The following is a 26,635-nucleotide window of genomic DNA, read 5'->3' on the forward strand; positions in this document are numbered from 1 at the left end:
CCTGGCGGATTTCATCATGGTTCGGGCCACAGAAAGGCCCAGAAAAAAACCGGATATATGGCTGCAATACCTGTTCACTTTATTCAAGAAAAACACTGGCATCATCGGGAGGGTCCATATACGCCTGTCGTAGCCGGCCGTGATGCGCCGTGGTGGAGTGAGGGGAGTCGCGCAGCGGCCGCCCGATATGGCAAGGGCCGGGGTGCAGGGGGCTGGCTCTTGAGCCCCCTGCTCGGGCGCTTTCGCCACATAGCTAAGTGAGCACAACATGTTAAGCGACCGAAATAAACACTCATGCCCTAATCTCAAGATGTGAACAAGAGACAGCCCAACTGATGAAAATCCCCTCAAAACAACTCCTCCGCCCCCTGACTGTATGCTTTCGCCACCTGCTCACCCGCACTTTTCATCTGCTGAATGACATTCACCAGCTTCCTGGCATAGTGCGGATCGGTAGCATAACCGGCCTGCTGCAGCGCGTGGGCAGCCTGCTCCGGGCTACGCGCAGCGGCCACATTGGCATAGCGGGGGTTATTGGTCAGCAGCTTGACGTAGTCACCGATCGCTTCCACATAAGAGCTGTAAACGCGAAAACGGGCTTTAATCTTCTTCGCGGCCCCCTGCTCATATTCGGTAGTGGTAATTTCCGTCACCGGCCCGTCCCAACTGCTGCCCGCTTTGATACCGAACAGGTTGTAACTCGGCGTTCCGTCGGCAGTCGGGATTTCACGCTGGCCCCAGCCAGATTCCAGCGCCGCCTGCGCCACAATCAACTGGTGCGGAATGCCGCTCTGCTGGCTGGCTACCCTGGCCGGAACCGATAGCCGCGCGACAAAGTTGCCATTGTTGAGCGGCGCCGTGGCGACCGGTGGCAGTTTGGGCAGCGCACGGCGCACCATTTGCTCCAGCGCCTGAACCGGCAACCGTTGCAGCACCTGATTATCCAGCAACATCGGCGCGGTGCCCGCCGTTTCGCTCGGCTCACTCTCCGCCGCAGCAAGCTGTTTGACCATCATCTCCGCCAGACCGAGCCCTTTCTGCGTCATCTGCTGGGCAATCTGCTGATCGTACATCGAGGTGTACAGCCGGGTTTGATCGCTGCTCAATACGCCGTCTTGCGGCAAAGCGGCACGCATGCTCTTCAGCATCATCTGCACGAACATGCCCTCAACCTGCTGAGCGACCTGCTTGAGATTGCCTTGCGGATCGGCGGTGACCTGGCGTTTCAACCCGTTCAAGGCCTGCGCGTCATACGCCGCGCCCGACATCGTCAGCAGATCGCTGCTCATCAGATAATCTCCAGCTTGGCACGCAGGCAGCCCGCACTCTGCATCGCCTGCAGAATCGACATCAGATCGATCGGCGTGGCCCCCAGCGCATTCAAGGCCCGAATCACATTGTTCAGGTTGGCGCTGGCGTTGACTTTCTGTAGCGATCCCCCCTGCTGTTGCAGCGAGATCTGGGTATCCGGCGTCACCACCGTCTGGCCACCGCCCAACGGGGTATCCGGCTGGCTGACAATTTCCCGGCGATCGACCACCACCGACAGATTGCCCTGCGCCACCGCACAGGAGTCGAGCACCACATCACGGTTCATCACCACCGAACCGGTACGTGAGTTGATGATCACCTTGGCATCCATCGTCCCTATATTGATGCTGATATTCTGGATATCCGCCAGAAAACGCACCTGCGAACTGTTGCCGCGCGGCACCAGCACCTGCACGGTGCGCGAATCCAGCGGTGATGCCGTGCCGCCGCCGCGTTGGCGGTTGATGGCATCGCTGATCTGCTGCGCTAAGGTGAAATCATCGTCCTTCAACTGCAGATTGATCACCCCGTCCTGACCAAAGGTGGTAGGCAGTTCACGCTCGATAATCGCGCCGTTGCTGATACGGCCACCCGCCAGTTGGTTGACCTGCACGCTGCTGCCGCCCGCCGCCGCACCGGCACCGCCCACCAGCACGTTGCCCTGCGCCAGCGCGTAAACCTGGTTATCCACGCCTTTGAGCGGCGTCATCAACAACGTGCCACCGCGCAGGCTTTTGGCGTTACCCATCGAGGACACCACCACGTCGATGTTCTGGCCTGCACGGGAAAACGGCGGCAGCTTGGCGGTCACCATCACCGCCGCCACGTTTTTCAGCTGCATGTTGGTGCCGGGCGGTACGGTGATCCCCAGTTGCGACAGCATATTGCTCATACTTTGGGTAGTGAACGGGGTCTGCATGGTCTGATCGCCGGAACCGTCCAACCCGACCACCAGCCCGTAGCCGATCAGGGCGTTGTCACGCACCCCTTGCACCGTCACCAGGTCACGGATGCGTTCGGCGTGAGCTGGCAACGTCAGTGCGCCCATCAGCAGCACCATTACAATTTTCTTTAACATCCTGCCCTCGCTGGCCTTGCTGAAAAACGTGATTGCCGCAGGCGGTAATACAGCCACTGTTTAAAACGGTGAAACATTCAGGAAGAAACGCTGCAACCAGCCCATGGTCTGCGCTTCATTAATGTAGCCATTGCCAACATATTCAATGCGGGCATCCGCCACCTGTGTCGAGGTGACCGAGTTATTGCCACTGATGGTGCGCGGGTTAACCACGCCGGAAAAACGGATAAATTCGGTACCCTGATTGATAGCGATCTGTTTCTCTCCCACCACGTGCAGGTTGCCGTTGGCCAAAACCCGATCGACGGTGACGGTAATGGTGCCGCTAAAGGTGTTGTTGGCGTTGGCCCCGCCTTTGCCGCCGAAGGTACTGTCACCAGAGATATCCATATCGGCGCGCGCATTGCCCAGCAGGCCGTCGAGATAACGCGGCGAGGTTGCAACGCCAAATTTACTCGCCCCATTGCGGCTGGCATTGGCCGATGAACTCTTGCTGGCGCTGACGTTTTCCTGCAGCACGATGGTCAGGGTATCGCCAATATTGCGCGGGCGGCGATCTTCAAACAGCGGTTGATAGCCGTAATTCATCGGCTGCGCCGCCTGGAAAATCGAGCCGTTTGGCACCGGAGCCCCCGCCGGTGCCGGTTGCGCCGTGGTCGCCCCGTCCACCAGCGGCGTGCGCGGAATATAGGCGCAACCGCTGAGCGTCAGCAGCACCATGGCCCACATCGCTGGCAACCTGCGGCCCACCGTTAAATCTGTGCTTACCACAGCACTCTCCTACCCGTTACAGTTGTGTCAGTTTTTGCAGCATCTGATCGGACGTCGATACCGCTTTGCTGTTGATCTCATAGGCCCGCTGGGTCTGGATCATATTGACCAACTCCTCCGCCACGTTGACGTTAGAGGTTTCCACATACCCCTGATACAACAGACCGGCACCGTTCAGGCCGGGTGTACTTTCATTCGGCGCGCCGGAGCCTTCGGTTTCCTGATACAGGTTTTCCCCCACGCTCTCCAGGCCGCTGTCGTTAATAAAGGTGGTCAGGGTCAGTTGCCCCACCTGCTGAGCCGCGGTTTGCCCCTGTTGGGTGACGCTGACGATCCCGTCACGGCCAATGGTGATGCTCAGGGCATTGGCGGGAATGGTGATCGCCGGTTGCACCTGAAAACCGCTGGCCGTCACCAGTTGGCCGTTCTGATCGATCTGGAACGAACCGTCGCGGGTATACGCCTGGCTGCCATCCGGTAGCATGACCTGGAAAAAGCCCTGCCCCTTGATCGCCACATCTTTACTGTTGTTAGTCTGCGACAGGTTGCCCTGGCTGTGGATGCGTTCGGTCGCTACCGGGCGCACGCCGGTGCCGATCTGCAAACCGGAAGGCAGCGTAGTCTGTTCGGAAGACTGCGCTCCCGGCTGGCGCATGGTTTGGTACAACAGGTCTTCAAACACCGCACGCTGGCGCTTAAAACCGTTGGTGCTGACGTTGGCCAGGTTGTTGGCGATCACGTCCATATTGGTCTGCTGCGCATCCAGACCGGTTTTGGCAATCCATAACGATGGGATCATGGTTTATTCCTCTGCACTTAACTCATTGACAGCAATGCGTTGGCGCGCTGTGCGTTTTCATCCACGCTGTGGATGACCTTCATTTGCATTTCGAACCGACGGGCGTTGGCGATCATCTCCACCATGGTTTCCATCGGTTTAACGTTGCTGCCTTCCAGCACGCCCGGCATCACCCGCACCTGCGGATCGTTTGGCAACGTATTGCCCCGCTGCTGCTGGGCGCTGGCGGTCAGGTGAAACAGGCCATCATCACCGCGCACCACGTCACGCGTCTCGGCCTTCACCAGCTTCAGGCGGCCAATTTGCGCCACGGTATTCGGCGGATCGCCCGCATTCAGCGCTGAAATGGTGCCGTCTGCCGCGATGGTAAGTTGCGCCTGAGGCGGCACTTCGATAGGCCCGCCGTCCCCCATCAGCGGCAGCCCCTGCACCGTCAGTTGCCCGGTGGGGGAGATCTGAATACTGCCGTTGCGGCTGTAGGCTTCGCTGCCATCCGGCAGGCTGACCGCCAGAAAACCGTCCTGTTGCAGCGCTACATCCAGTGGCCTGCCGGTGTAATTCAGCGGCCCCTGGCTGACATCGGCACCCGGCGTGGAGGCCGTTACCAAGGTGCGCGTCGGCAGGCTCGGCCCGTCAATCGGCACCGCACGCAGCGCCAACAGTTGCGCACGAAACCCTGGCGTTGAGGCATTGGCCAGGTTATTCGCCGTAACCGACTGCTGTTCTAACGTATGGCGGGCGGCGCCCATGGCGGTATAGATCGCGTGGTCCATAATTCAGTCCTATTAACGCAGGCTGACCAGCGTCTGCAAGATCGAGTCCTGGGTTTTGATGGTCTGCGCGTTCGACTGGTAGTTCCGCTGCGCCACGATCATGTTGACCAACTCCTGGCTCAGATCGACGTTAGAAGACTCCAGCGCACCGCTGGTCAGCGTGCCAAAACCGCCACCGCCAGCCAAACCAACGCGCGGCTGCCCTGAAGCACCGGTGGCCTTCCACACGTTATCCCCCTGCGACGCCAGCCCTTCCGGGTTAGAGAAGTTGGTCAGGACGATCTGGCCCAGCAGTTGGGTCTGCTGGTTGGAATACACCCCCACCACGGTACCGTCTTTGTTGATCTCAAAGCCTTTGTATTCGCCGGTGGTATAGCCATCCTGTACGATCTTGCTGACGGAATCGCTGCCCACGTTCTGTTGCAGGCTGCCAGCAAAGCTCAGGTTGAAGGTTTGCGCCGGTGCGCCATCTTTGGCCGACATTGGCACCACCAGGTTGAACGGTGTGGCGCTGGGGTTGCCCGCCGCATCTTGCGTATCGGTCAGAACGCCGCTGGTGTTGAAATTCAGGCTACCGGCTTTGGCGGCTGGGGAACCTGCCACGCTGCCGTCCTGGGTATAAACATCCCACTGGTTATCCGCCGTTTTAACAAAATAGGCGTTGATATTGTGGGCATTACCCAATGAGTCGTAGGTCGTGATGGTGTTGACGTAATTAAACGAGTCGGTTTTGCTCGGATCAAACGGCGTGACATCCGGAACCTGGTGGGTGGATTTCAGGTTGATCACCATGTTGCCGGAGGTGGTGGCACGTGCAACCATCATCCCTTCCGGAATGCTCAACGGCACCGGATCGGCTCCTTGCTGGATCGTTGGCGGCGTACCGCCCGCTGGATACCCGGTCAGACTCAGGCCCTGCATGTTGGTAATGTTGCGGTTTGCGTCCAACTTGAACTGGCCGTTGCGGGTGTAGAAGATCCCGCCGTCAGCATCCTGCATGCGGAAGAAGCCATTCTGGCTGATGGCAATATCCAGCGAACGGTTGGTATTGGTGGTGGTGCCGCCGTTAAAATTCTGGGTGATCCCCGCCACTTTCACCCCTAGCCCAATCTGTGAGCCCGCAAACATATCCGCAAAGGAAACGCTGCCGGATTTGAAGCCGAAGGTAGCAGAGTTGGCAATGTTATTACCGATCACGTCCAGGTTGGTCGCTGCCGCGTTCAACCCACTGACTGCTTGAGAAAAAGCCATGTTATGCTCCGAATAAATCGAGTACAGAATATGTTCAGAATTGGCTCAGCAGTCCGTTGCCGACGAGGGAGATCATTCCGTTTTTTCCGCAGCCCCAAGTTTGGATAAGATCAGGCGCACATCGTCCAGCGTTGCTGTTCCCGCCATGCCCAGATCCAGTTTTGCGCCATCCGCCCCGCGCGTAACGCCGTTGACCATGGCAAAGCGCAGCGGTTGTGCCACCAGTTGTTCACTGCCGTTTTTGGCGTTGATCGCCACGCTGTAGGCTCCGTCTGGGGCATTGGTGCCATCCTCCAGCGAACCGTCCCAGGCAAACGAATGCACGCCCGCCGTCAGCCCACCGATCTCAATGGTGCGCACCACCTTGCCGGTAGCATCGCTGATGGTAGCGGTCACCGCATCGGCGGTGCGCTCCAGTTCAATGCCAAAAGGCGTGGTGCTCACCTTGCCCCCTTCATTACCCACCAGGATCTCGTTGCCCGGCACCATCACTCCATGGCCAATCAGGGCGCTGGCCTGGATTGACTGATTACCGTTGATCTGGCCAGAAATTGCCCCCAGCGTGGTGTTCAGCTTTTCAATGCCGCTGACGGTGTTGATCTGCGCCAACTGGGTGGTCAGTTCGTTGTTCTGCATCGGGTTGGTTGGATCCTGATTTTTCAACTGCGCCACCAGCAGCGTCAGGAAGTTGTTGTGTAAATCATCGCTGGTGCTGTTGCCGCCAACGCGACTGTTGGCTCCGGCAATGCTGTTGTCCAATGATTCGTTCGTGGTTGCGGCAATCGCCATAACAGGCTCCGGTTACTGACCCAGCGTCAGGGTTTTCATCATCATGGATTTGGTGGTGTTGAGCACTTCGACGTTGGCCTGATAGCTGCGTGAGGCGGAAAGGGTATTGACCATTTCCCCCACCACATCAACGTTAGGCATACGTACATAGCCTTTGGCATCTGCCAGCGGGTTGCCGGGCTGAAACACCAGGCGATCGGGAGCCGGATCGTCCACGATCTGGGCGACACGCACGCCGCCGGTAGCCTGCCCTGGGGCGGCTGCGACCTGAAAAACCACCTGTTTGGCACGGTACGGCTGGCCGTCTGGGCCGGTGACGCTGTCGGCGTTCGCCATATTGCTGGCGCTGACGTTCATCCGTTGGGACTGCGCCGACAGCGCAGAACCAGAGATATCAAAAATATTCAGTAACGACATGCACATTATCCTCCTTGCAGCACGGACATCATGCCCTTGATCTGCCCGTTCATCAGGGTCAGATCGGTCTGATATTTCAGGCTGTTATCGGCAAAATGGGTACGCTCGCGATCCATATCCACCGTATTGCCATCCAGCGCAGGTTGATCCGGCACGCGGAACAGCAGATCGAGCGACGGGGGTTGTGCGTTTTGCGCTGGAATATGGCGGGCTGAGGTCAGATTCAACGCAATCCCGCCGCCGCTCACCCGCCCCTGCGCCATCACTTTGTGCAGTTGGCTGGCAAAATCGATATCGCGCGCCTGATAACCCGGCGTATCGGCGTTGGCAATGTTGGCGGCCAGAATTTCCTGCCGCTGAGCGCGCAGGTTCAGCGCTTCCTGGCCAAAACGCAGGGCGGCGTCCAGTTTGTCGAGCATGCTCCCTCCGTGAGGTTAGAGTTTGGAGCCGACAGCATAAACGTCACTATTACCCGTCGATCGCAGGAATAAGGGCAAAATGCGTCGCTATTTGTCTGCTTAGTCTGCGTGCGCTCTGGTTACACTGAGACGAACCGTTGTTGTATTCGAAGGCGAAAATGAAAGGTCACTTGTCAGGTATCCCCGCCCTACTGTTTACCGCCCTGCTGTTCAGCCATCACGCGCAGGCCGACGATCTGGCTGCGCAGATTGACCGTTTTATCAAGCTGCAATTCGCCAGTAGTTCGGTCGAGATCGATGTACATGTGCGTACTCCGGCTAAACAATGGCCGCAGTGTGAGCAGCCACAGCTTTCATTCCCCCCCAATTCCCGACGCTGGGGCAATCTCAGCATTTCGGCACGCTGTGGTCAGGAACGGCGCTTTATCCAGGTTCAGGTGCAGGCCATTGGCCACTATCTGGTTTCAGTTCGCGGGATCGGTGCTGGCAGCAAGCTGACCGCCGCCGATGTCACCCTGAAAACCGGGCGGCTGGACACCCTGCCACCGCGCACGCTGACGCAAACCGAGCAGGCGATCGGTACCGTCAGCCTGCGCAATATCAGCCCGGGGCAACCGCTGAACCTGGCGATGCTCAGGCGCGATTGGGTGATCAAGGCCGGGCAACCAGTGCAGGTAATGGCGCAGGGTGAGGGGTTTAATATCAGCGGTGCAGGCAAGGCGATGAACAACGCGGCGGCGGAAGACAACGTGCGGGTACGGATGCTTTCCGGGCATATCGTCAGCGGTATTGCCCGTCATGACGGCACCATTCAGATTGCGTTATAAAAAAATAAAGGTTTGCTGCTGCTTGCCGATAACAGAGCTATAAAATATTTTTTATATACACAACGGACCTGGAGTTGCCGCTAGGCGGCAAGGGCGTGAATCCCCATGAGCTTAGGTTGGGCGAACGCCCGTAGCCAACAACGCTGCGGCTCCAAGTAATAAGGGTATATATAGCGCCTCTCCCAACTTCACAGTGAAAGAAAGGAGCACCAGGGCAATACACTATATAAGCCACAGAAAGTGGTAAAAAACGGAGATTGAACATGAGTATCGATCGCACCCAGCGGCTGCAACCGGTTCCGGCGGTACAACCGCGGGAAACCACCAGCGAAAGCGCGCTACCCGCGCGTAAAAACGTGCAGCCGCAACCTGCCGTCAGCGGCACTCAGGTTAAGCTGAGCGACGCGCAGGCACGCCTGATGCAACCAGGCACGCAGGATATTGACATGAACCGGGTGGAAGCCATTAAACAGGCGATCCGCAACGGTGAATTGAAAATGGACGCTGGCAAAATTGCCGATGCGCTGTTGCAGGACATGCAAAACAATGCCCAGTGGATATCAGGCGACAGCTAACAGAAGGTAAAGAGTCCCAATGGAAAACTTGGCACAACTGCTGGATAAGCTGCTGGAAACGCTGAATGCATTAGACACGGTGATCGCACAAGAACATACGTTGTTGTGTGCAAATTCGCTGGACGGTGTGGCATTACAGCGCGTCACCGATACCAAAAGCCAACTGCTGGCCACGGTCAATTATCTCGAAAAACAGCGGGTAAGCGCAGAGCGGCCCTATGGGGTTCAGGCTCCTTACGCGCGTCACCCACAGCTTGCCGCCGATTGGCAACGCGTGCAGCAACTAGGCCAGCAGCTGCGTGAACAGAATCAGCACAACGGGCTGTTGCTCAAGCACCATATTGATCACAACGCCCAGGCGTTGGCCGTATTGAGTAAACAGAACCAAGCGCTGTATGGCCCCGACGGCCAGGCACGCTCCGGCAGCCTGTTGGGGCGCAAGATCGGGGTTTAAACAACGGCCCCCTTCATTGCATTTGTTGCCTCACAGCCCCTTGCTCAACGGCGAGGAGTACGGGCGTTTTGGCCAAACTCAAACGCCCGGCGGCAAAAAACCTCCCCCGTCCCCATTGCCATCACCTGCAGATGCACTACTCATAATTCACGATAATCTGATTACCGATCACCCGCAGTGCGGGGTTTAATGCCCCACGTGCCTGCACGTAATACACAAAGCGGAATTCACTGTCAGCCGGTTGGCCGTTCATCGCCTCGCTGCGCCCACTGCCCGCATCAAGCGTGATGCAACGTGCCACTGTACATAGCTGCACCCGCAACCCGGCCGGTTCAGCAGACAATAATTGATAGCGCCAACTGATGCTGGTAATGCGCGCAGGTTGGCCCGGCAGAGGGGTAACCGGGCGCAATACCTGGGATTCAGCACGAACCAGGCCGTGCTGCAACTCTACGCCGTCATTACTCGCCACCCAGGAACCGGATGCCGCTTGTGCAGCCAACGAGGCTAATCCTAAAAACAGGGCTAAACCGGCTTTCATCAGGCAGCTCCGATCGTGGACGTCATACGGATTTGGCGATCGTCATTTATTTCCAAATTCGACAGCACCACCAACTGCGGCAATGTGCGGCGCAGGAAGCGCGCCAGCAGCGCGCGCAGCGCATGATTCACCAGCAACACCGGCGGTGCACTGAGCATTTCCTGCCGCTGCAACGCCTCTTTGGCCTGATCGAGCAAGCGGTCCGCCAGCCCCGGTTCAAGGCCGCCCCCCCCTTGCAGCGCTTGCAGCAGCAGGCGCTCAAGAGGGGTATCCAGGCCGATCACCTGAATTTCACCGCCGCCGGGGAACCATTGCTGAGTGATGGCTCGCCCCAGCGCCACACGCACCACGGTGGTTAATTCGTAAGGATCGCTCTGGTTCGGTGCATGTTCCACCAGCGTTTCAATAATGGTACGCATATCGCGGATAGAAACCCGCTCCGCCAGCAGGTTCTGCAACACCTTATGCAGGATGGTCAGTGAAACCACGCCCGGCACGAAGTCTTCCGTCAGTTTTGGCATGTCCTGCGCAACGCGATCCAATAACTGCTGGGTTTCCTGGCGGCCAAACAGCTCGCTGGCAAACTGGCCAAGCAGATGATTGAGATGGGTAGCCACCACCGTACTGGCTTCAACCACGGTAAAACCCTGGATTTGTGCCTGCTCACGCAGTGCGCTGTCGATCCACACCGCTGCCAGACCAAACGCCGGATCGACCGTGTTATCCCCCGCCAATTCCCCCACCGCATTACCCGGGTTGATCGCCAGCCAACGGCCCGGGTGCGCCTCGCCGCTGCCGATTTCTACCCCTTTCATCAGAATACGGTAGCTGGCTGGCGGCAGTTCCAGGTTGTCACGAATGTGCACCACCGGCGGTAAATAGCCCATGTCCTGCGCGAATTTCTTGCGGATACCGCGGATACGCCCCAGTAGTTCACCATTTTGCTGAAAATCCACCATCGGGATTAGGCGATACCCCACTTCCATACCTAGCGGGTCTTCTAACTGTACGTCCGACCAACTGGCCTCCACCGCCTGCGGGCTCTCCTGGGCTACCGGCGGGGCTTTTATTTTCGGTGGTTGTTGTTCACGCCCGCGCAGCCACCAGGCCAGCGCCAGCAAGGCGGCGGTAAACAGCAGGAACACCAGGTTTGGCATACCGGGTACCAGCCCCAGCAACCCCAGCACCCCGGCGCTCAGCAGCATCACACGCGGGTTATTAAACAGTTGCCCCACCATCTGCTCGCCAACGTCCTGATCGGTCGCCACGCGGGTGACGATCACCCCAGCGGCGGTGGAAATCACCAGCGCCGGGATCTGTGCCACCAGGCCGTCGCCAATGGTCAGCAGGGTATAGCTTTCCGCCGCGGTGCCCAAGGCCATGCCGTGCTGGATCACCCCCACCAGCAGCCCACCCACCACGTTCAGCACCATGATCATCAGGCCCGCTACCGCATCGCCACGCACGAACTTGCTGGCACCGTCCATCGAGCCGTAGAAATCCGCCTCTTGCGTCACCTCGGCACGGCGTTTCTTGGCTTCGTCCTCGCCGATCAACCCGGCGTTGAGATCGGCGTCGATCGCCATCTGCTTGCCGGGCATACCGTCGAGCACAAAGCGGGCGCCCACTTCCGCAATACGCCCGGCCCCCTTGGTGATCACCATAAAGTTAATCAGCACCAGGATAATGAACACCACGATGCCGATGGCAAAATTACCGCCAACCAGGAAGTGGCCAAAGGCCTCAACCACCCGCCCCGCCGCCGCCGAGCCGGTGTGCCCTTCCAGCAGAATGATGCGCGTCGATGCCACGTTCAGCGACAGGCGCAACAAAGTAGAGAACAGCAGGATGGTGGGGAAAGCGGCAAACTCCAGCGTGCGCTGGGTGAACATCGCCACCAGCAGCACCATAATCGACAGGGCGATATTGAAGGTAAACAACAGGTCGAGGATAAACGCCGGTAATGGCAGCACCATCATCGACAAAATCATCAGGATCAGTATCGGGCCGGCCAGCACCTGCCACTGTGTATCTTTAACATTACCCGGCAAACGAAGCAGGGAGGCCAAATTAGCCATCATGGTTACTCTCTCAAGCCAAAATCCAGTGCTTCCGGCACCGGTAAACGTTCAGGTTTTTTCGGGATCAAGCCACCCTCGCGCTGCCAGCGGCGTAGCTGGTAAACCCAGGCCAGCACCTCGGCCACGGCGGCATACAGGGTGGTTGGAATCGCTTGCCCAATCTCGCTGTGGCGATACAACGCACGGGCCAATGGCGGTGCTTCCAGTAAGGGAATACGGTGTTGATCCCCCAGTTCACGAATGCGCAGAGCCACGTCGCCGGCACCTTTTGCCAAGACTTTGGGGGCACTCATTTTTTTATCGTTGTACTGCAACGCCACCGCGTAATGCGTCGGGTTGGTAACGATCACATCGGCCTTCGGCACATCGGCCATCATGCGGCGGCGCGCCATCGCCCGCTGCTGTTGGCGGATCCGCCCTTTCACATGCGGATCGCCTTCCTGCTGTTTGTATTCGTCGCGGATCTCCTGTTTGGTCATCTTCAACTTCTTGAAATGGCTCCAGAGCTGATAGAACACATCGAACGCTACCATCGGCACCAGGCCGAGCACGATCAACATGCCGCAAAAGATGACGATCTGCAGCGCATTGCCCAGTGCCTCGAGCGGCTGCTGGGTCACCAGATGCAGCATCGCCGCCCAGTTGTGCCACAGATACAGGCCGGCCACCCACCCCACCAGGAACGCTTTCAGGATCGCTTTCAGCAGTTCCGCCAACACCTGGGTGGAGAACATGCGTTTAAGCCCGGCGATCGGGTTCATGCGCTTCACATCAAATTTGACGTTGAAGGCCACGCCCCCCAGCAGCATCGGGGCGGCCAGCGCCACCAATACCAAGCCGGCCATCATCGGCATCAGCGCCCACATCGCCTGACGCAGCAGCATGGCAAACTGCCGCAGCATCTGTTTGTCATTGCTGACCATGTTATGGTCGAAATGCAATCCTTCACTCAGCATACGCGCCAGTTGCTGAGCAATGTGGCTCCCGGCCACCCAGAGAATGGCTAGCCCGGCGATCAGCATCAGTATCGAGGTCAGTTCGCGCGATCGCGCAATCTGGCCTTCCTCACGGGCTTTTTCCAAGCGGTGAGGTGTAGGGGCTTCGCTTTTTTCCAGATCGCTGTCTTCAGCCAAGGAAAGGGTTCCTGTTTAGCGCAAAGGAATAAAATTGCCATCAGCATGGCAAAAAAATGCTGATTTCATTGCAGGAACAACGGGGGAAAAGGCCGGTTATTTGCGGCATGGGTGATAAGCCCGGCTGTCACGCGCAGTGACCGCGCCCCACAGCCGGGCAAGCGTATGGCATCAGAACCCGAGGCTATCGAGCAGGTCATCCACCTGCGCCTGATTAGCGATCACCCCAACGCCATGCTGATCGAGCTGCGGGCCATTGAGCAGGTTGTCGTTCGGCCTTTTCTCTTTGGCTGGCTGCTCAGGGATATTTTCCATCAATACCATCAGCAGTTGTTTTTCAATCTCCTGCACCACGTCCATCATGCGTTTGATCACCTGGCCGGTCAGATCCTGAAAATCCTGCGCCATCATGATTTCCAGCAACTGGGCGTTGGTGAAGGCGGTATGCTCCGGCACCCGATCCAGATACTGGCGCGTGTCGCTGACCAATGAACGGGCATCGGCCAACTCAATCGGATCGGCAAACCAGGCGTCCCAGCGCCCTTTCAGCGCTTTGGCCTCTGACTCCAGCTCTGCCTGACGCGGTTGAGCCGCCTCTACGCAGTTGAGCGCACGCTCCGCCGCATGCGCCGTCATGGTGACAACGTAGTCAAGACGGTCACGCGCATCCGGGATCGCCTCAGCCGCCTGGGCGATCGCCTGATCGAGCCCCAGTTCCCGCATGCTGTCACGCAGCATGCGGGTCAGTTGGCCGATACGGAAGATGATCTCACCCGCTGTCGCTGCATCGCTGGCAGGCATTGGAATGTCTCTCATTGCCCTCTCCTTTTACATACCCAGTTTTTCAAAAATCTTGTTGAGCTTCTCTTCCAGTGTCGCCGCCGTAAAGGGTTTCACCACATAACCACTGGCTCCCGCCTGGGCCGCAGCAATGATGTTCTCTTTCTTGGCTTCTGCCGTCACCATCAATACCGGCATCGATGCCAATGTGCCGTCAGCGCGGATCGTTTGCAGCAATTCGAGGCCATCCATGTTCGGCATATTCCAATCCGACACCACGAAATCGAAACCACCCGCACGGAGTTTATTCAACGCGTCTGCTCCGTCTTCCGCTTCTTCCACGTTGTTAAAACCCAACTCTTTCAGCAAATTTCTGACAATGCGTCGCATGGTGGAAAAGTCATCCACCACCAGAAATCTGAGATTTTTATCTGCCATACTCACTCCTAAGGTTTTAACCATTTATGCCCGCCGTACTTCAAATTACAGGGCGGTATATATCTTTATCATTCACCCGCATCAGATGCGTAACGCCTGGCCCCCAACGATCTGCGCCAGCATGCGTTGACTCATGCGCTCCAGTTCCACCACCTCGTTGACGCCTCCGGTGGCGATCGCCTCACGTGGCATGCCAAACACCACGCAACTGGCTTCGTTTTGCGCCAGGGTATAAGCCCCGGCACGGTGCATCTCCAGCATTCCTGCCGCACCGTCATTCCCCATTCCGGTGAGAATCACGCCTACCGCATTGCGCCCGGCAAACTGCGCCACCGAGTGAAACAAAACATCCACCGAAGGACGATGGCGGTTAACCGGCGCGCCGTCGTGCAACTTGACCTGATAGTTGGCCCCGCTGCGCACCAACTCCAAGTGGCGATCGCCCGGTGCGATATAGGCATGGCCCGGCAGCACCCGCTCACCGTTTTCAGCCTCCTTCACCGTGATCTGGCACAGCTTGTTAAGCCGTTCGGCAAACGAGCGGGTAAAACCCGGTGGCATATGCTGGGTGATCAGCAACGCCGGGCTGGTGGCCGGTAACGGTTGCAGCACCTGACGAATGGCTTCGGTGCCACCGGTGGATGCCCCGATGGCAATCAGCTTTTCACTGCTCAACAGCGGCGTATGGCTGAGGATCTCCGGTGCCGGGGTGGAGGAGCGCTGCGGCAGGCGGGCTTTCGCCGCCGTGCGGATCTTCTCGGCAATCAATTCGCTATAAGCCAGCATGCCTTCGCGGATCCCCAACTGGGGTTTGGTGACAAAATCAATCGCCCCCAGTTCCAGCGCGCGCAGGGTAATCTCTGAACCTTTACCGGTCAGCGAGGACACCATCACCACCGGCATCGGGCGCAGGCGCATCAGCTTTTCAAGAAAATCCAACCCGTCCATGCGCGGCATTTCAACGTCCAGCGTCAGCACCTGCGGGTTGAATTTTTTGATCAGATCGCGCGCCACCAGCGGGTCTGGCGCGGTCGCCACCATCTCCATGTCGGGATGGCTGTTGACAATTTCGGTCATGAGCTGCCGCATCAGGGCCGAGTCATCTACGCTTAATACGCTGATTTTATTCATTACCTCTCCTTGGTCAGGCCATATACGGTCTGCCCACGCAAGTAGAAATCCCGGCTGAGCTGGCTGAAGTTCTCGGAATGCCCGGCAAACAGCAGCCCCCCTGGCTTAAGCAGCGGCACAAAGCGGCGCAGAATGCGCTCTTGTGTCGCCTTATCGAAGTAGATCATGACGTTACGGCAAAAGATGGCGTCGAACGGCCCCGGTAATTCCCATTCTGCTGCCAGCAGATTCAGCGGCTGGTAATGCACCTGCGCCACCAGTTCAGGCCGCACCCGCACCAACCCATGATGCGGCCCGGTGCCGCGCAGAAAATAGCGTTGCAGCTGTTCTGGCGTCAGGGTGCGCAGATCCTCCTGGCGGTAAACCCCTGCTTCAGCTTTTTCCAGCACCTGGGTATCAATATCGCTGGCCCACACCAAGGTGCCCGTAGCCCGCGATCCCAGCGCGTCGTTCAAGGTCATGGCGATCGAATAGGGTTCCTCCCCGGTAGAGGCGGCGGTGCTCCATACGCTGTAACCGTTTGGCCGGGAACGCGCATGTTCAGCCAGAATAGGGAAATGGTGCGCCTCGCGGAAAAAGGCCGTCAGGTTGGTGGTCAGAGCATTGATAAAAGCCTGCCATTCGGCGCTGTTCGGGTCGCTTTCCAGCAATGCCAGGTAATCACCAAACCCTTGCAGATCGAGCAGGCGCAAGCGGCGGACCAGGCGATTGTAAACCATTTCGCGCTTATGTTCCGCCAGCACGATGCCAGCACGCTGGTAGATCAACTGGCTGATGCGCCGGAAATGCACATCCGACAGCGGCAACCGTTGCACCATCTGCGCCAGTATCGACGTCGGTTCTCGGTTAGGGACTGGAAGCGTATTTTTCATACCCTGGCACCTGGGGAATTCATACGATTTATGCGATTTGACAATCTGCTGAGCCCTCTTTTATTGGCGACACGCCGTTGTTACGATTTTCTGGCAGCGTCACGTTATCGTCCGCCAACCGGAACACCGATACCGCGTCCGCCAGCGTAATAGCCTGATCCTCCAGAGCCACCGCTGCCGAAGCCGCTTCTTCGACCAACGCAGCATTCTGCTGCGTGACCTGATCCATCTGGGTCACCGCCTGCGAAACCTGCTCGATACCACGGCTTTGCTCGTCTGAGGCTGAGGCGATTTCGCCCATGATGTCGGTTACTCGCGTCACGGAGTGCACGATGTCTTGCATGGTGGTGCCGGAGCTTTCCACCAACATCGATCCCTGCTTCACCCGATCCACCGATTCGTCGATCAACCCTTTAATCTCTTTGGCCGCTTGCGCACTGCGGCTGGCCAGATTGGGTACCTCACCGGCCACCACGGCAAAGCCGCGCCCCTGCTCACCGGCACGGGCAGCTTCGACGGCGGCGTTCAGTGCCAGAATATTGGTCTGGAAGGCAATTCCGTCGATCACGCTGGTAATTGCGCCGATTTTTTGCGAACTGCTGGCAATATCGTGCATGGTGGTAACCACATCACCCGCCAGTGCTCCACCTTTAACCGCGGTAGCAGAGGCTTCACGCGCCAGCAACGAGGCCTGGCGTGCGTTATCGGCATTCTGTTTCACCGTGGCGGTTAACTGCTCCATGCTGGCCGCGGTTTCCTCCAGCGAAGCGGCCTGCTGCTCCGTGCGTGAAGAGAGATCGTTATTGCCTTCCGAGATATCCTGCAGCCCAATCAGGATCGATTCCGCCCCTTCACGCACCGCGCCTACGGTGCCAATCAGCGAGTTCTGCATGCGTTGCAGGCTGGCAAACAGTTGGCTGATCTCGTTACGGCCCACCACCTTAACCGGCGTTGCCAGATCGCCACTGGCGATCCGCTCGAAATGGCTGCGCATAATACCCAGTGGCCCGATCAGCATATTGCGCAGCCACCACATGGCACTGCCCGTTACCACGATCAGCATCAGGACGGCACCACATACCAGCCAACCGGCCAGCGTAAAGGAAAGCTGATTGGCCGCATTGGCCTGGTTGATATTCTCGTTAACGCGTTGCAGGTACTGGATAACGTCGGCTTCAAACAGGTCTTGGGTCTTTTGCGTTGGTTGATCCATAAACGCCTGCAGATCGCCCTTTTCCAGAAACCCGATCAATTCACGCAGAGCGCCGCGTAGCCGCTCATAGCTGGCTTTGGTGCTTGCCGTCAGCTGTTGTTGCTCACTGGGCAAGGCGAGAAACTGATTGAAATAGAGATCGGCTTTCAGCAATGAGCTGCGCGCGCTGCCCATCAGCGCATTGACCTGCTCCTGGGGCACTTTCAGCGCGGCACGAGTCCCGGCGCGGTTGAGGGTATTACGGGCCTGTAATAGCGAGACCCAGCTCAGGCTGAGTGCATCGCGCTGTTGGCTGCCCTGGCTGATAAGGTTCAGATTATGGTGATCAGAGCGGGAAGCGGTATACGACAAGCCCGTGCTGATCAGTTGCATCAAGCAAAACGTCAGCAGTAACAGAAACAGACTGGTAGAGATACGGATTCGGTTAAACACGCTAAGCCTCCTGACAGCCGGTCGTCGACCGGCTCACGACGGAAAAAAGGGCGCGGCCTGCCGGTGGAGATGCCGCTGCCCATTGCCGGTTAGAACGTTGCCCAGTTCTCCTGCAGATCGCTGGCGTTGGTTTTTTTATGATTAACAACTGGAGTAACGGCTTTCCCCGTAACAGGGGCGTTGAACTCCCCCTGGCCCTCGGCCTTTAAGCGGAATACCGCCACCGACTGGGTCAGCAGGCTGGCCTGCTGTTCCAACGCCGCCGCTGCCGAAGCGGACTCTTCCACCAGCGAGGCGTTCTGCTGAGTTACGCGATCCATTTCGGCCACCGCCTGCCCGACCTGATCGATACCGCGGCTCTGCTCATCAGAAGCCGAGGCAATCTCGCCCATGATGTCGGTCACACGGGTGACGGCATTGACGATATCGCCCATGGTTTCACCGGCGCTTTCCACCAAAACAGAGCCCATGTCCACACGGCTGACGGAGTCTTCGATCAGGCCTTTGATCTCTTTGGCCGCCTGCGCACTGCGGCTGGCCAGATTGCGCACTTCCCCGGCCACCACGGCAAAGCCACGGCCCTGCTCACCGGCGCGAGCGGCCTCCACTGCGGCATTCAGTGCCAGAATATTGGTCTGGAAAGCAATACCGTCGATCACGCTGGTAATGTCGGCAATTTTCTGCGAACTGCCGGCAATGTCCTGCATGGTTTGCACCACGTTGGCCACCACCTTGCCACCCTTCTGCGCGGTTTCAGACGCACTCAGCGCCAACTGGCTCGCCTGACGGGCATTTTCGGCGTTCTGTTTCACCGTGGCGGTCAGTTGCTCCATGCTGGCGGCCGTTTCCTCCAACGAGGCGGCCTGCTGTTCTGTGCGTGAAGAAAGATCGTTATTACCGGCAGCGATCTCGGAAGCGCCGCTGTAGATCGCATCGGCCCCCTGACGCACACCGCCGACGGTTTCGATCAGTTCACCCTGCATATGTTTCAGGCTGGCCGCCAGAACCGCCATTTCGTTACGGCCGATAACGTCGATCGGCTGCGTCAGATCGCCTGCGGCAATCTGTTTGATATGCGCAATCATGCGATTCAGTGGGCGGATCAGGATATGGTGAATACCGAGCCAGACCAGGACAATCACCGCCAGCACGACGATCAGCATGATGAGCAGCGTCCAGATGGCGAAGCTGAAAGAGCGGTGGCTGTCTTCGACGGCGTTCAGGTAGAGCTGGTCGTTCTGCCGGAGATAGGTGTTATAAACCTGCTCAAACCCATCCTGATAACTCTGGGTGGGCTGATCGAAGAACTCGTTGATTTTGCCGGAACCCAGCAGTTGGATCAGATCGGACAGGGCATCATGCAGAATGCCGTAGTTCTGCTTGAGTTTTTCTGCCGCCTGCGCATCCTGGCGGGTATCCTGCGGGATTTTTTCATAGGCCACATAATGCTGCTCCGCCACGGTCAGCGTGTTTTTCGCTGCGGCCAACAGTTCATTGACGCTGGCACCGCTGCCGATCTTGCTGGCATCCATCATGTAACGGATGCCGGCACGGTTGAGGGTATTGCGCGTTTGCAGCAGGTTCACCCAACTTGCGTTCAGTTCGGACTGTTGCTGTCGGATCGTCTGTAATACGGTGAAGTTTTCTTTGTCATTTTTAAGCGAGGAGAAAAACAGCCCGCCGGAAATCAATTGCAAGGCGCCAAATAGCACTAATACCAGCAACAGGCTGGTAACTACCCTCATACGATTAAACATGTTTACCCTTATTAAAACTGGCACAGACCAACGTTATCTACGTTAACTTTCAACGTTATCGGCGCAGTTGCAGGGAACTTTATGGCGAAGGGAAACTAATTTGCGGGGCTGGAGACGGAGCGCAGCAGGCTGCGCTCTGGTATTCGATTGTGTTTAGGCACTTTTCGCTACGTTATCCATCAGCGACATCTCTTCGCTGCTCAGCAGCTTTTCGATATCCACCAGGATCAGCATGCGCTCGCCAAGCGCCCCCAGGCCAGTGAGGTATTCGGTGTCCAATGTTACCGCAAATTCGGGGGCCGGGCGGATCTGCTCGGTGGTCAACGACAGGACGTCAGAAACGCCATCCACCACGATCCCCACGACTCGCTGCCCAAAGTTCAGCACGATCACCACGGTGTTTTCATCATAAGACACCCCTTGCTGGGCAAACTTCACGCGCAGATCGATAATCGGCACGATCACACCGCGCAAGTTGGTCACCCCTTTGATAAACGTTGGGGTATTGGCGATACGCGTTACCTGATCGTAACCGCGGATCTCCTGCACCTTGAGGATATCAATACCGTACTCTTCATTACCCAAGGTAAAGATCAGGAACTCCTGACCTACCGTTTCGCCAGCCAGTTTGCTGACGGCTGCCAGTCCTGCCATATGATCCCCCTTAATAAAACCCGTTAATCGTTATGCGGCCACGTCCGTCAGACGCTGTTCACGGTTCAAGGTCTGCAACGCTGATACATCGACAATCAGCGCGACGCTGCCATCACCCAGGATGGTGGCGGCGGAGATCCCCGGCACTTTGCGGTAATTGCTTTCCAGGTTTTTCACCACCACCTGATGTTGGCCGATCAACTGATCCACCAGCAGCGCATAGCGGCGGCCCGCGCTTTGCAGGATCACCACAATCCCCTGCGTGGCTTCGCTTTTTGCCCCGGCAACGTCGAACACCCGGTACAGTTCTACCAACGGCAGATATTCTCCGCGCACCTGCAGCACGCGTTCCCCACCGGCCAGTGGATGTAAGTCTTCCTCCTGCGGCTGCAGCGACTCCATCACCGCATTCAGCGGCAGAATAAAGACCTCTTCATTAACCTTGACCGACATGCCGTCGAGGATCGCCAGCGTCAACGGCAGCAGAATACGGATCGAGGTGCCCTTGCCTGCCTGAAAATGAATCTCAACATGGCCGCCCATCTCCTGAATATTTCGCTTCACCACGTCCATCCCAACGCCACGGCCAGAAACGTCGGTCACCTGCTCGGCGGTGGAGAAACCCGGTGCGAAGATCAACATCCCTACCTCTTCATCACTCATGCTGTCACTCACCGTCAGCCCCTGAGAAGCGGCTTTCGCGAGGATTTTCTGGCGATTCAAACCCGCGCCGTCATCGGTGACCTCAATGCAGATATTGCCCCCCTGATGTTCTGCCGACAGGATCAGATTACCCACCGCGGGTTTGCCCGCCGCCAGGCGCATGGCCGGTTCTTCAATGCCATGATCCAGGCTGTTACGCACCAGATGCGTCAGGGGATCGATAATGCGTTCAATCAGGCTTTTATCTAATTCGGTAGAGCTGCCTTGCAGGGTCAGTTCCACCTGCTTACCTAGCTTGCTGGCCAGATCGCGCACCAGACGCGGAAAACGGCTGAACACATACTCCATCGGCATCATGCGGATCGACATTACCGACTCCTGCAGATCGCGGGCGTTGCGCTCCAGCTGGCTCATGCTGTTGAGCAGGTCGCCATGATTCACCGGATCCAGCAAGCCAGAACGCTGTGCCAGCATCGACTGGGTGATCACCAGTTCGCCCACCAGATTGATCAGTTGATCGACCTTTTCTACCGCCACGCGAATGCTGCTGGATTCACTGGCCTTGGCACGGGCTTTCGGTACTTCTGCCGCAACGGTCTGGGGTACGCTGGCAGGCGGTGCTTCCGGCTGCGCTTCGTTGAGCGGGGCGGCTGGCTGCGCGGGCGCGGTGAATGCGATCTGTTCCGGTTCCAGCACAAAACACAGCACTGCGCTGATCGCCTCTTCGCTGGCTGAGGTCAGCAACGTCACTTCCAGGCTATTTTCGCTCTGCTGCGGATTCTGGACTTCCCCCAGATTACCCAGCTCTTCCAGCATCAGCGGAATTTCGCTCGGTTTCAGGCCGCTCAGGCGGATACACATTCCCTCGTCGCTCGCCGCAGTTGACTCCACGATGGGGGTTTCTATGGCTGGAGCCGCTGCGGGCGTACCCTGCTGCTGTGCTTCCAAAGCCAGTTGCCGCAGTGCCTGACAAATATACTCAAAGCTCTCGGTATCAGGTTGTTGCGACGTTTTGTAGGCGTCCAGTTGCTCCTGCATAATGTCTTTGGTTTCCAGAAACAGGTTGATAATCTCGGTGCTTAAGCTCATTTCCTGACGCCGGGCACCATCCAGCAGATTCTCCAGCAGGTGGGTAGTTTCCTGCAGTACGGAGAAACCGAAAGTGGCTGCACCGCCTTTGATTGAGTGCGCAGCGCGAAAAATTGCATTCAGCGGCTCAATATCTGGAGCCAACGGGTCCAACTCCAGCAGATGTTGCTCCATATCGGCCAGCAACTCGTCGGCTTCATCAAAAAAGGTCTGATAAAAAGCACTAATGTCCATGCTCACGGGGTCACCTCGGCTTGCGAGTCACTGTTAGTCGGTAAAGTGGCGGAAGGGGCCGCCGGAATCGCCGTGGTTGGGCTGGGCTGCGCCGGGCGAGCTGCCGGCGTGGCCGGAAGCGCTACCGGGGTCGGGCCTGCCGCGGGCTCCACTGCTGGCGGGGCCACCGGTTCCACTGTCGCTACCGCCGCCTGCGGCAGCAACTGCCGCACGCCTTCAGGCTGGCCGATTTCCATCGCATTGCTCTCCGCATTTTCGTGTTCTATGCCCTGCTGGGTTTCTTTGTTCAAGACCAGGATCGTGATACGCCGGTTAATGGCGTCTTCAGCACCGTGCTGCTTCAGGCTCATGGTGGACGCCATGCCGACCACTCGCAGCACCTTTCCTTCCGCCAAGCCGCCACCGATCAGTTCCCGCCGTGAGGCATTGGCGCGATCGGCTGACAGTTCCCAGTTACTGTAATAGCGTTCGCCTGTGGCATAAGGCAGATCGTCAGTATGCCCCGCCAGGCTGATCCGGTTCGGCAAGTCGTTCAGCACCGGAGCAATGGCACGCAGAATATCGCGCATATAGCTTTCCACCTGCGCACTGCCAGACTTGAACATCGGCCGGTTCTGGCTGTCGATAATTTGGATACGCAGCCCTTCGTCCATCATGTTGATCAGCAAATGCGGGCGCAGCGCCTTCAGGCGTGGATCGGACTCAATCAGTTCATTCAGCTTATCGCGCAGCTTGTTCAAGCGCAGCTCTTCCGCTCGTTCCTCAGACGACTCCGCCTTTTTTCTCACCAATCCGTCCTGTTGAGTGGGATCGTCACCGCCACCTGGGATCGGGCTGCTCTCAGCACTGCTTTTGTTACCGTTGGTCAGCGCCACTTTCAGCGGCGTGCGAAAATATTCGGCAATCTGCGTCAGCTCCTGCGGGCTGGCAATCGCCAACAGCCACATCACCAGGAAAAACGCCATCATCGCCGTCATAAAATCAGCGTAAGCAATCTTCCAGGAACCCCCATGATGAGCGGCATGCTGGGCTTTGCGCTTTCTGACCAGAATCACCGGGTGGTTTTGCTTCATGCGTCTTGCTCTTCCGCCGCCTGCGCAGCCGGCGCTTTCACCCGGCGCACATGTTCTTCCAGTTCAACAAACGAAGGCCGTTCGGTGGTGTACAGTGTCTTACGGCCGAACTCGACCGCAATCTGCGGGGCATAACCGTTCAGGCTCGACAACAATGTCACTTTGATGCACTGCATCATTTTGGTGGTTTCAGCACTTTTCTGGCGCAACAGCGTGGCCAGCGGCGAGATAAACCCATAGGCCAGCAGAATCCCGAGGAAGGTTCCTACCATGGCGTTGGCGATCAGCGCACCCAATTCAGCCGCCGGGCGATCGGCCGAAGCCAGCGCATGGACAACGCCCATCACGGCAGCCACAATGCCAAAGGCCGGTAACGAGTCGCCAACCATCGCCAGGCTGCCCGCAGGCACTTCGCTCTCTTGTTCAAAGGTTTCAATCTCTTCGTCCATCAACGCTTCAATCTCAAATGCGTTCATGTTGCCGCTCACCATCAGCCGTAAATAGTCGGTAATAAATTCCACCAAATGGTTATCGGCAAGGATGCGCGGATAATTAGAGAAAATTTCACTTTCCTGTGGGTTATCGATATCAAATTCGAGGGATAACATGCCTTGCTGGCGGGATTTGGCCAATAACCGATACAGCAATGCCATCAGATCCATATACAGCTCTTTGCTGTATTTAGAACGATGCATCAGTTTGGGAATGGCACGCAGCGTGGACTTGATCGCCTTACCGTTGTTACCGACGATAAATGCGCCAATACCCGCCCCACCGATAATCAGGAATTCTGCTGGCTGATAGAGGGCGCCAAGATGGCCACCAACGATCATATAGCCACCAAATACCGCACCCAAGACCACGAGATAACCCAAAATAACTAACACACGTATTCCTTAAATTCACAATGTGGATGGAAGCTGGGGTCAGCGCGGAGGAATAACATAAAACACAGCACGGGCCACTCCATGGCCCCGGTGTGCCGGGCTCCTGCGTTTTACTGTCTGTTTTTGGTTTCAGTAAATCGGCATTACTGCAGACTCAAACTGCGCGTTTAACCTGCTCGTCCAGCAGTTGAGGAATAATATCGGCCAGTTGCGGCGAAAGTTTACGTTTTTTTACTGCACGGGAAGGTGGTTGGCATAAGCTGCAAACAAAGCTGTTAAGTGGTTGGTAAGCATGAGTAATAAAGGTGCCATGGCAGCAATTACAGGCGGAAAGCTGCAACATGCCGCTGTCGACGAAACGAACCAGCGTCCAGGCGCGGGTCAAGGCCAACAATGGCGCTTTACCTGGCTGCTCCGGACACTGTTCCAGGTACAGGCGATAAGCCTTGATCACTGCTTCCACACCCCGGCATTGCCCGCTGTTCAGTAGGAAACGATAGGCGTTGTAAAACATGGATGAATGGATGTTCTGTTCCCACGTCATAAACCAGTCAGTAGAAAACGGCAGCATGCCTTTAGGCGGTGGGCTGCCACGTAACTCCTTATAAAGTTTGATTAAACGCCCACGGCTGAGTTGCGTTTCGCTTTCCAGCATCTGCAAACGAGCCCCCAAAGAGATCAACTCCATTGCGAGTTGAATATCTTTCGCTTCCTGCACAATACTTTTATCGCTCATCATCAGGCCCTTTTCTTTGTCGCACTACCGTTCTTACCCGATAGCTCTTGCAGTAAATGGCTTGATAGCAAAATCCCGGTATGGATTTGCTGCAGATCGTCCACGCGGGACTCTTTGGTCAAACGTTCAATAGTATTGTGATCGTTGAAGCGGAAATGGCAGACTAATTGATTGGTTTCTGCCAATTTGACCATTTGTGGCAACGTGAGTTGCGACAAGGCATCAGCCATAGTTTCGTCGATCCCCAAGCGGAACATAGCAGACGCCTTCTCGTCATTTATCAAACGTTGCGCCAAAAGCAAATATGACAAGTTGATATCATAAATATGTTTAAGTAGTTCAGACGTACCCATATTCCCCATCCCGACAGACTATGTTTAAAAACATACGCTGGGTGATAAACTTATCGCCCGTGATTTGGGTTTATTCCCGAAGTTGGCAAACAGATCTCTTCATGTCAACCATGACAATGCTGAAGCCTTACTCCATTAGGGCCGCGTTACTCAGTATTTGGTACGTATATGAACCAATCGCTCTAGATATACAGCAACCCCGCTTTATGACACTTTCGCCATAAAACTATTTTACAAATTGTTAGGATTATTCCGGATATCAATATAACTCTACCTCTGAACCTTTAGCATACACAACGAGAGCTACAGGCTATTTTAAAAAAAGTGCTACGCAAGTCACAAAAATAAAAAATATTTAAGAAAAGCATCAGGATGTGTGACTGTTTTTTGATTCATTATAGTTCAAAAAGTAACCACAAGTAAGAAAGAGTCTTAAAAATAATGTTTATTCGCTTAAAAACACACTTTTTTAGATCAATTCGAACAAATGCATCACCAAAGCCAAATAACAGAACAAAAATCTGCAAATTCACAATAAATTAATTATTAACAACCAGTTAGACTAAAAAATCCTCATGAAGATAAAATAACACATGTAAACTATAGGGTTTTAACATTTCAGAATTGACTTAATAATCGAAAAAAGAACGCTGTTTTAATTTTTGACTAAAGAGTTCCAACCGTTCTTTATGACTTTTAACAACAAAACAAACGTAACATGATGTTTCAAAAACAATGAAAAGTACCATTGCTGACATCAGAAAAATCCCCAATAGAAAAAGACTAGAATGGTTATCGTCACAAATGATTAAAACATTATTTTTATTTAATTACCTGATCGCCTACGTGGCATAGTGTTATTCCAAGCGCGCCCCCCCTAATACTCTACTTTATTTTAAGAAGGAGGCGGCATAGAGAAAGTGGCCTTTCACTCAGCCCCTAACTTGGGTATTTCTCACCTTATTCTAGCCACACCTCTCACCTTCTCAGTAAATAATTCACCTGTTGTTATTCGATGGCTCGCCTTAACGCAGATGATTTTCATTCCGGTAATGAGATAATTTACTGTAACTTCGCGCTGAGATAATCGTTTCAATGACAGAA

27 protein-coding genes are annotated in these 26,635 nt (G+C 56.4%); 3 read left to right on the plus strand and 24 right to left on the minus strand.

Annotated features, from left to right (window positions below; all coding sequences use genetic code 11):
• Positions 1–347 precede the first annotated feature (347 nt).
• The 9 genes from flgJ to flgB form a co-directional block, all read right to left on the minus strand.
• A complete protein-coding gene (gene flgJ / locus WG891_RS19525) occupies positions 348–1,289 on the minus strand; it encodes a flagellar assembly peptidoglycan hydrolase FlgJ (protein ID WP_337261601.1) in 942 nt (313 codons plus the stop codon).
• Positions 1,289–2,389 (minus strand): flagellar basal body P-ring protein FlgI, encoded by a 1,101-nt coding sequence (locus WG891_RS19530; protein ID WP_337261602.1) that lies wholly within the window; start codon positions 2,387–2,389, stop codon positions 1,289–1,291. The genes flgJ and WG891_RS19530 overlap by 1 nt, the downstream gene beginning before the upstream one ends.
• A gap of 60 nt (positions 2,390–2,449) precedes the next feature.
• Positions 2,450–3,118: a flagellar basal body L-ring protein FlgH gene (flgH, locus tag WG891_RS19535; protein WP_337261825.1), complete on the minus strand. Its 669-nt coding sequence runs from the start codon at positions 3,116–3,118 to the stop codon at positions 2,450–2,452.
• Positions 3,119–3,176: 58 nt separating this feature from the next.
• Positions 3,177–3,959: a flagellar basal-body rod protein FlgG gene (gene flgG / locus WG891_RS19540; protein ID WP_337261603.1), complete on the minus strand. Its 783-nt coding sequence runs from the start codon at positions 3,957–3,959 to the stop codon at positions 3,177–3,179.
• Positions 3,960–3,976: 17 nt separating this feature from the next.
• The gene (locus WG891_RS19545) at positions 3,977–4,732 is read right to left on the minus strand and encodes a flagellar basal body rod protein FlgF (protein ID WP_337261604.1); all 756 of its coding nucleotides are present in this window, start codon (positions 4,730–4,732) and stop codon (positions 3,977–3,979) included.
• A gap of 12 nt (positions 4,733–4,744) precedes the next feature.
• Positions 4,745–5,983 (minus strand): flagellar hook protein FlgE, encoded by a 1,239-nt coding sequence (flgE, locus tag WG891_RS19550; RefSeq protein WP_337261605.1) that lies wholly within the window; start codon positions 5,981–5,983, stop codon positions 4,745–4,747.
• 72 nt (positions 5,984–6,055) lie between these two features.
• Entirely contained in the window at positions 6,056–6,772 is a 717-nt protein-coding gene (flgD, locus tag WG891_RS19555) for a flagellar hook assembly protein FlgD (RefSeq protein ID WP_337261606.1), read from the minus strand.
• A 12-nt stretch (positions 6,773–6,784) separates the two neighbouring features.
• Positions 6,785–7,189 (minus strand): flagellar basal body rod protein FlgC, encoded by a 405-nt coding sequence (gene flgC / locus WG891_RS19560; protein WP_337261607.1) that lies wholly within the window; start codon positions 7,187–7,189, stop codon positions 6,785–6,787.
• Between the two features lie 5 nt (positions 7,190–7,194).
• Positions 7,195–7,608, minus strand: coding sequence for a flagellar basal body rod protein FlgB (gene flgB / locus WG891_RS19565; RefSeq protein WP_337261608.1), 414 nt, complete (start codon positions 7,606–7,608; stop codon positions 7,195–7,197).
• 158 nt (positions 7,609–7,766) lie between these two features.
• Here flgB and flgA point away from each other — a divergent pair, with 158 nt between their 5' ends.
• The 3 genes from flgA to WG891_RS19580 all read left to right on the plus strand — a co-directional run bounded on the left by flgA (position 7,767) and on the right by WG891_RS19580 (position 9,464).
• Positions 7,767–8,435 carry a flagellar basal body P-ring formation chaperone FlgA gene (gene flgA / locus WG891_RS19570; protein WP_337261609.1) on the plus strand — a complete coding sequence of 223 codons (669 nt, stop codon included), beginning with the start codon at positions 7,767–7,769 and terminating at the stop codon, positions 8,433–8,435.
• A gap of 263 nt (positions 8,436–8,698) precedes the next feature.
• Positions 8,699–9,010, plus strand: a complete 312-nt coding sequence (gene flgM, locus WG891_RS19575; protein WP_337261610.1) for a flagellar biosynthesis anti-sigma factor FlgM — start codon at positions 8,699–8,701, stop codon at positions 9,008–9,010.
• Positions 9,011–9,029: 19 nt separating this feature from the next.
• Complete coding sequence (locus WG891_RS19580) at positions 9,030–9,464, plus strand: flagella synthesis protein FlgN (RefSeq protein WP_337261611.1); 435 nt, start codon at positions 9,030–9,032, stop codon at positions 9,462–9,464.
• 136 nt (positions 9,465–9,600) lie between these two features.
• Here the strand turns inward: WG891_RS19580 and WG891_RS19585 are convergent, their stop codons facing one another.
• From WG891_RS19585 to flhD, 15 genes are all read right to left on the minus strand, one after another.
• Positions 9,601–10,005 (minus strand): flagellar protein FlhE, encoded by a 405-nt coding sequence (locus WG891_RS19585; RefSeq protein ID WP_337261612.1) that lies wholly within the window; start codon positions 10,003–10,005, stop codon positions 9,601–9,603.
• On the minus strand, positions 10,005–12,083 hold the full coding sequence (gene flhA, locus WG891_RS19590) for a flagellar biosynthesis protein FlhA (protein ID WP_337261826.1): 2,079 nt from the start codon (positions 12,081–12,083) through the stop codon (positions 10,005–10,007). The genes WG891_RS19585 and flhA overlap by 1 nt, the downstream gene beginning before the upstream one ends.
• Before the next feature lie 5 nt (positions 12,084–12,088).
• Positions 12,089–13,219 carry a flagellar biosynthesis protein FlhB gene (gene flhB / locus WG891_RS19595; RefSeq protein WP_443006198.1) on the minus strand — a complete coding sequence of 377 codons (1,131 nt, stop codon included), beginning with the start codon at positions 13,217–13,219 and terminating at the stop codon, positions 12,089–12,091.
• Positions 13,220–13,390: 171 nt separating this feature from the next.
• A complete protein-coding gene (gene cheZ, locus WG891_RS19600) occupies positions 13,391–14,035 on the minus strand; it encodes a protein phosphatase CheZ (protein ID WP_337261613.1) in 645 nt (214 codons plus the stop codon).
• A 12-nt stretch (positions 14,036–14,047) separates the two neighbouring features.
• Positions 14,048–14,437: a chemotaxis response regulator CheY gene (gene cheY / locus WG891_RS19605; protein WP_337261614.1), complete on the minus strand. Its 390-nt coding sequence runs from the start codon at positions 14,435–14,437 to the stop codon at positions 14,048–14,050.
• An 81-nt stretch (positions 14,438–14,518) separates the two neighbouring features.
• Entirely contained in the window at positions 14,519–15,568 is a 1,050-nt protein-coding gene (locus tag WG891_RS19610) for a protein-glutamate methylesterase/protein-glutamine glutaminase (RefSeq protein WP_337261615.1), read from the minus strand.
• Positions 15,568–16,440: a protein-glutamate O-methyltransferase CheR gene (gene cheR / locus WG891_RS19615; protein WP_337261616.1), complete on the minus strand. Its 873-nt coding sequence runs from the start codon at positions 16,438–16,440 to the stop codon at positions 15,568–15,570. Before cheR ends, WG891_RS19610 begins: the two co-directional genes overlap by 1 nt.
• A 28-nt stretch (positions 16,441–16,468) precedes the next feature.
• Complete coding sequence (locus tag WG891_RS19620) at positions 16,469–18,085, minus strand: methyl-accepting chemotaxis protein (protein ID WP_337261617.1); 1,617 nt, start codon at positions 18,083–18,085, stop codon at positions 16,469–16,471.
• 89 nt (positions 18,086–18,174) lie between these two features.
• Entirely contained in the window at positions 18,175–19,842 is a 1,668-nt protein-coding gene (gene tsr / locus WG891_RS19625) for a methyl-accepting chemotaxis protein (protein WP_337261618.1), read from the minus strand.
• Between the two features lie 153 nt (positions 19,843–19,995).
• Positions 19,996–20,496 carry a chemotaxis protein CheW gene (cheW, locus tag WG891_RS19630; protein WP_337261619.1) on the minus strand — a complete coding sequence of 167 codons (501 nt, stop codon included), beginning with the start codon at positions 20,494–20,496 and terminating at the stop codon, positions 19,996–19,998.
• Positions 20,497–20,526: 30 nt separating this feature from the next.
• A complete protein-coding gene (gene cheA, locus WG891_RS19635) occupies positions 20,527–22,488 on the minus strand; it encodes a chemotaxis protein CheA (protein WP_337261620.1) in 1,962 nt (653 codons plus the stop codon).
• Complete coding sequence (gene motB / locus WG891_RS19640; RefSeq protein ID WP_337261621.1) at positions 22,485–23,555, minus strand: flagellar motor protein MotB; 1,071 nt, start codon at positions 23,553–23,555, stop codon at positions 22,485–22,487. Before motB ends, cheA begins: the two co-directional genes overlap by 4 nt.
• On the minus strand, positions 23,552–24,442 hold the full coding sequence (gene motA / locus WG891_RS19645; protein WP_337261622.1) for a flagellar motor stator protein MotA: 891 nt from the start codon (positions 24,440–24,442) through the stop codon (positions 23,552–23,554). The genes motB and motA overlap by 4 nt, the downstream gene beginning before the upstream one ends.
• Positions 24,443–24,596: 154 nt before the next feature.
• A complete protein-coding gene (gene flhC / locus WG891_RS19650; protein ID WP_337261623.1) occupies positions 24,597–25,181 on the minus strand; it encodes a flagellar transcriptional regulator FlhC in 585 nt (194 codons plus the stop codon).
• The gene (flhD, locus tag WG891_RS19655) at positions 25,181–25,531 is read right to left on the minus strand and encodes a flagellar transcriptional regulator FlhD (protein ID WP_337261624.1); all 351 of its coding nucleotides are present in this window, start codon (positions 25,529–25,531) and stop codon (positions 25,181–25,183) included. Before flhD ends, flhC begins: the two co-directional genes overlap by 1 nt.
• Between the last annotated feature and the right edge of the window lie 1,104 nt (positions 25,532–26,635).

Origin of the sequence: Serratia sp. MMO-28, assembly GCF_037199905.1 — a bacterium.
Taxonomy (GTDB): Bacteria; Pseudomonadota; Gammaproteobacteria; order Enterobacterales; family Enterobacteriaceae; genus Chania; species Chania oryzae.

What these genes read in the sequence shown, in the direction of transcription:
- flgE (WP_337261605.1), bottom strand. Translation starts at nt 5,983, where the DNA reads ATGGCTTTTTCTCAAGCAGTCAGTGGGTTGAACGCGGCAGCGACCAAC.
- tsr (WP_337261618.1), bottom strand. Translation starts at nt 19,842, where the DNA reads ATGTTTAATCGTATGAGGGTAGTTACCAGCCTGTTGCTGGTATTAGTG.
- flhA (WP_337261826.1), bottom strand. Translation starts at nt 12,083, where the DNA reads ATGGCTAATTTGGCCTCCCTGCTTCGTTTGCCGGGTAATGTTAAAGAT.
- WG891_RS19580 (WP_337261611.1), top strand. Translation starts at nt 9,030, where the DNA reads ATGGAAAACTTGGCACAACTGCTGGATAAGCTGCTGGAAACGCTGAAT.
- motB (WP_337261621.1), bottom strand. Translation starts at nt 23,555, where the DNA reads ATGAAGCAAAACCACCCGGTGATTCTGGTCAGAAAGCGCAAAGCCCAG.
- flgB (WP_337261608.1), bottom strand. Translation starts at nt 7,608, where the DNA reads ATGCTCGACAAACTGGACGCCGCCCTGCGTTTTGGCCAGGAAGCGCTG.
- cheR (WP_337261616.1), bottom strand. Translation starts at nt 16,440, where the DNA reads ATGAAAAATACGCTTCCAGTCCCTAACCGAGAACCGACGTCGATACTG.
- flhC (WP_337261623.1), bottom strand. Translation starts at nt 25,181, where the DNA reads ATGATGAGCGATAAAAGTATTGTGCAGGAAGCGAAAGATATTCAACTC.
- cheZ (WP_337261613.1), bottom strand. Translation starts at nt 14,035, where the DNA reads ATGAGAGACATTCCAATGCCTGCCAGCGATGCAGCGACAGCGGGTGAG.
- WG891_RS19585 (WP_337261612.1), bottom strand. Translation starts at nt 10,005, where the DNA reads ATGAAAGCCGGTTTAGCCCTGTTTTTAGGATTAGCCTCGTTGGCTGCA.
- cheW (WP_337261619.1), bottom strand. Translation starts at nt 20,496, where the DNA reads ATGGCAGGACTGGCAGCCGTCAGCAAACTGGCTGGCGAAACGGTAGGT.
- flgG (WP_337261603.1), bottom strand. Translation starts at nt 3,959, where the DNA reads ATGATCCCATCGTTATGGATTGCCAAAACCGGTCTGGATGCGCAGCAG.
- flgC (WP_337261607.1), bottom strand. Translation starts at nt 7,189, where the DNA reads ATGTCGTTACTGAATATTTTTGATATCTCTGGTTCTGCGCTGTCGGCG.
- WG891_RS19545 (WP_337261604.1), bottom strand. Translation starts at nt 4,732, where the DNA reads ATGGACCACGCGATCTATACCGCCATGGGCGCCGCCCGCCATACGTTA.
- flgA (WP_337261609.1), top strand. Translation starts at nt 7,767, where the DNA reads ATGAAAGGTCACTTGTCAGGTATCCCCGCCCTACTGTTTACCGCCCTG.
- flgH (WP_337261825.1), bottom strand. Translation starts at nt 3,118, where the DNA reads ATGTGGGCCATGGTGCTGCTGACGCTCAGCGGTTGCGCCTATATTCCG.
- WG891_RS19530 (WP_337261602.1), bottom strand. Translation starts at nt 2,389, where the DNA reads ATGTTAAAGAAAATTGTAATGGTGCTGCTGATGGGCGCACTGACGTTG.
- flgD (WP_337261606.1), bottom strand. Translation starts at nt 6,772, where the DNA reads ATGGCGATTGCCGCAACCACGAACGAATCATTGGACAACAGCATTGCC.
- WG891_RS19610 (WP_337261615.1), bottom strand. Translation starts at nt 15,568, where the DNA reads ATGAATAAAATCAGCGTATTAAGCGTAGATGACTCGGCCCTGATGCGG.
- flhD (WP_337261624.1), bottom strand. Translation starts at nt 25,531, where the DNA reads ATGGGTACGTCTGAACTACTTAAACATATTTATGATATCAACTTGTCA.
- flgM (WP_337261610.1), top strand. Translation starts at nt 8,699, where the DNA reads ATGAGTATCGATCGCACCCAGCGGCTGCAACCGGTTCCGGCGGTACAA.
- flgJ (WP_337261601.1), bottom strand. Translation starts at nt 1,289, where the DNA reads ATGAGCAGCGATCTGCTGACGATGTCGGGCGCGGCGTATGACGCGCAG.
- cheY (WP_337261614.1), bottom strand. Translation starts at nt 14,437, where the DNA reads ATGGCAGATAAAAATCTCAGATTTCTGGTGGTGGATGACTTTTCCACC.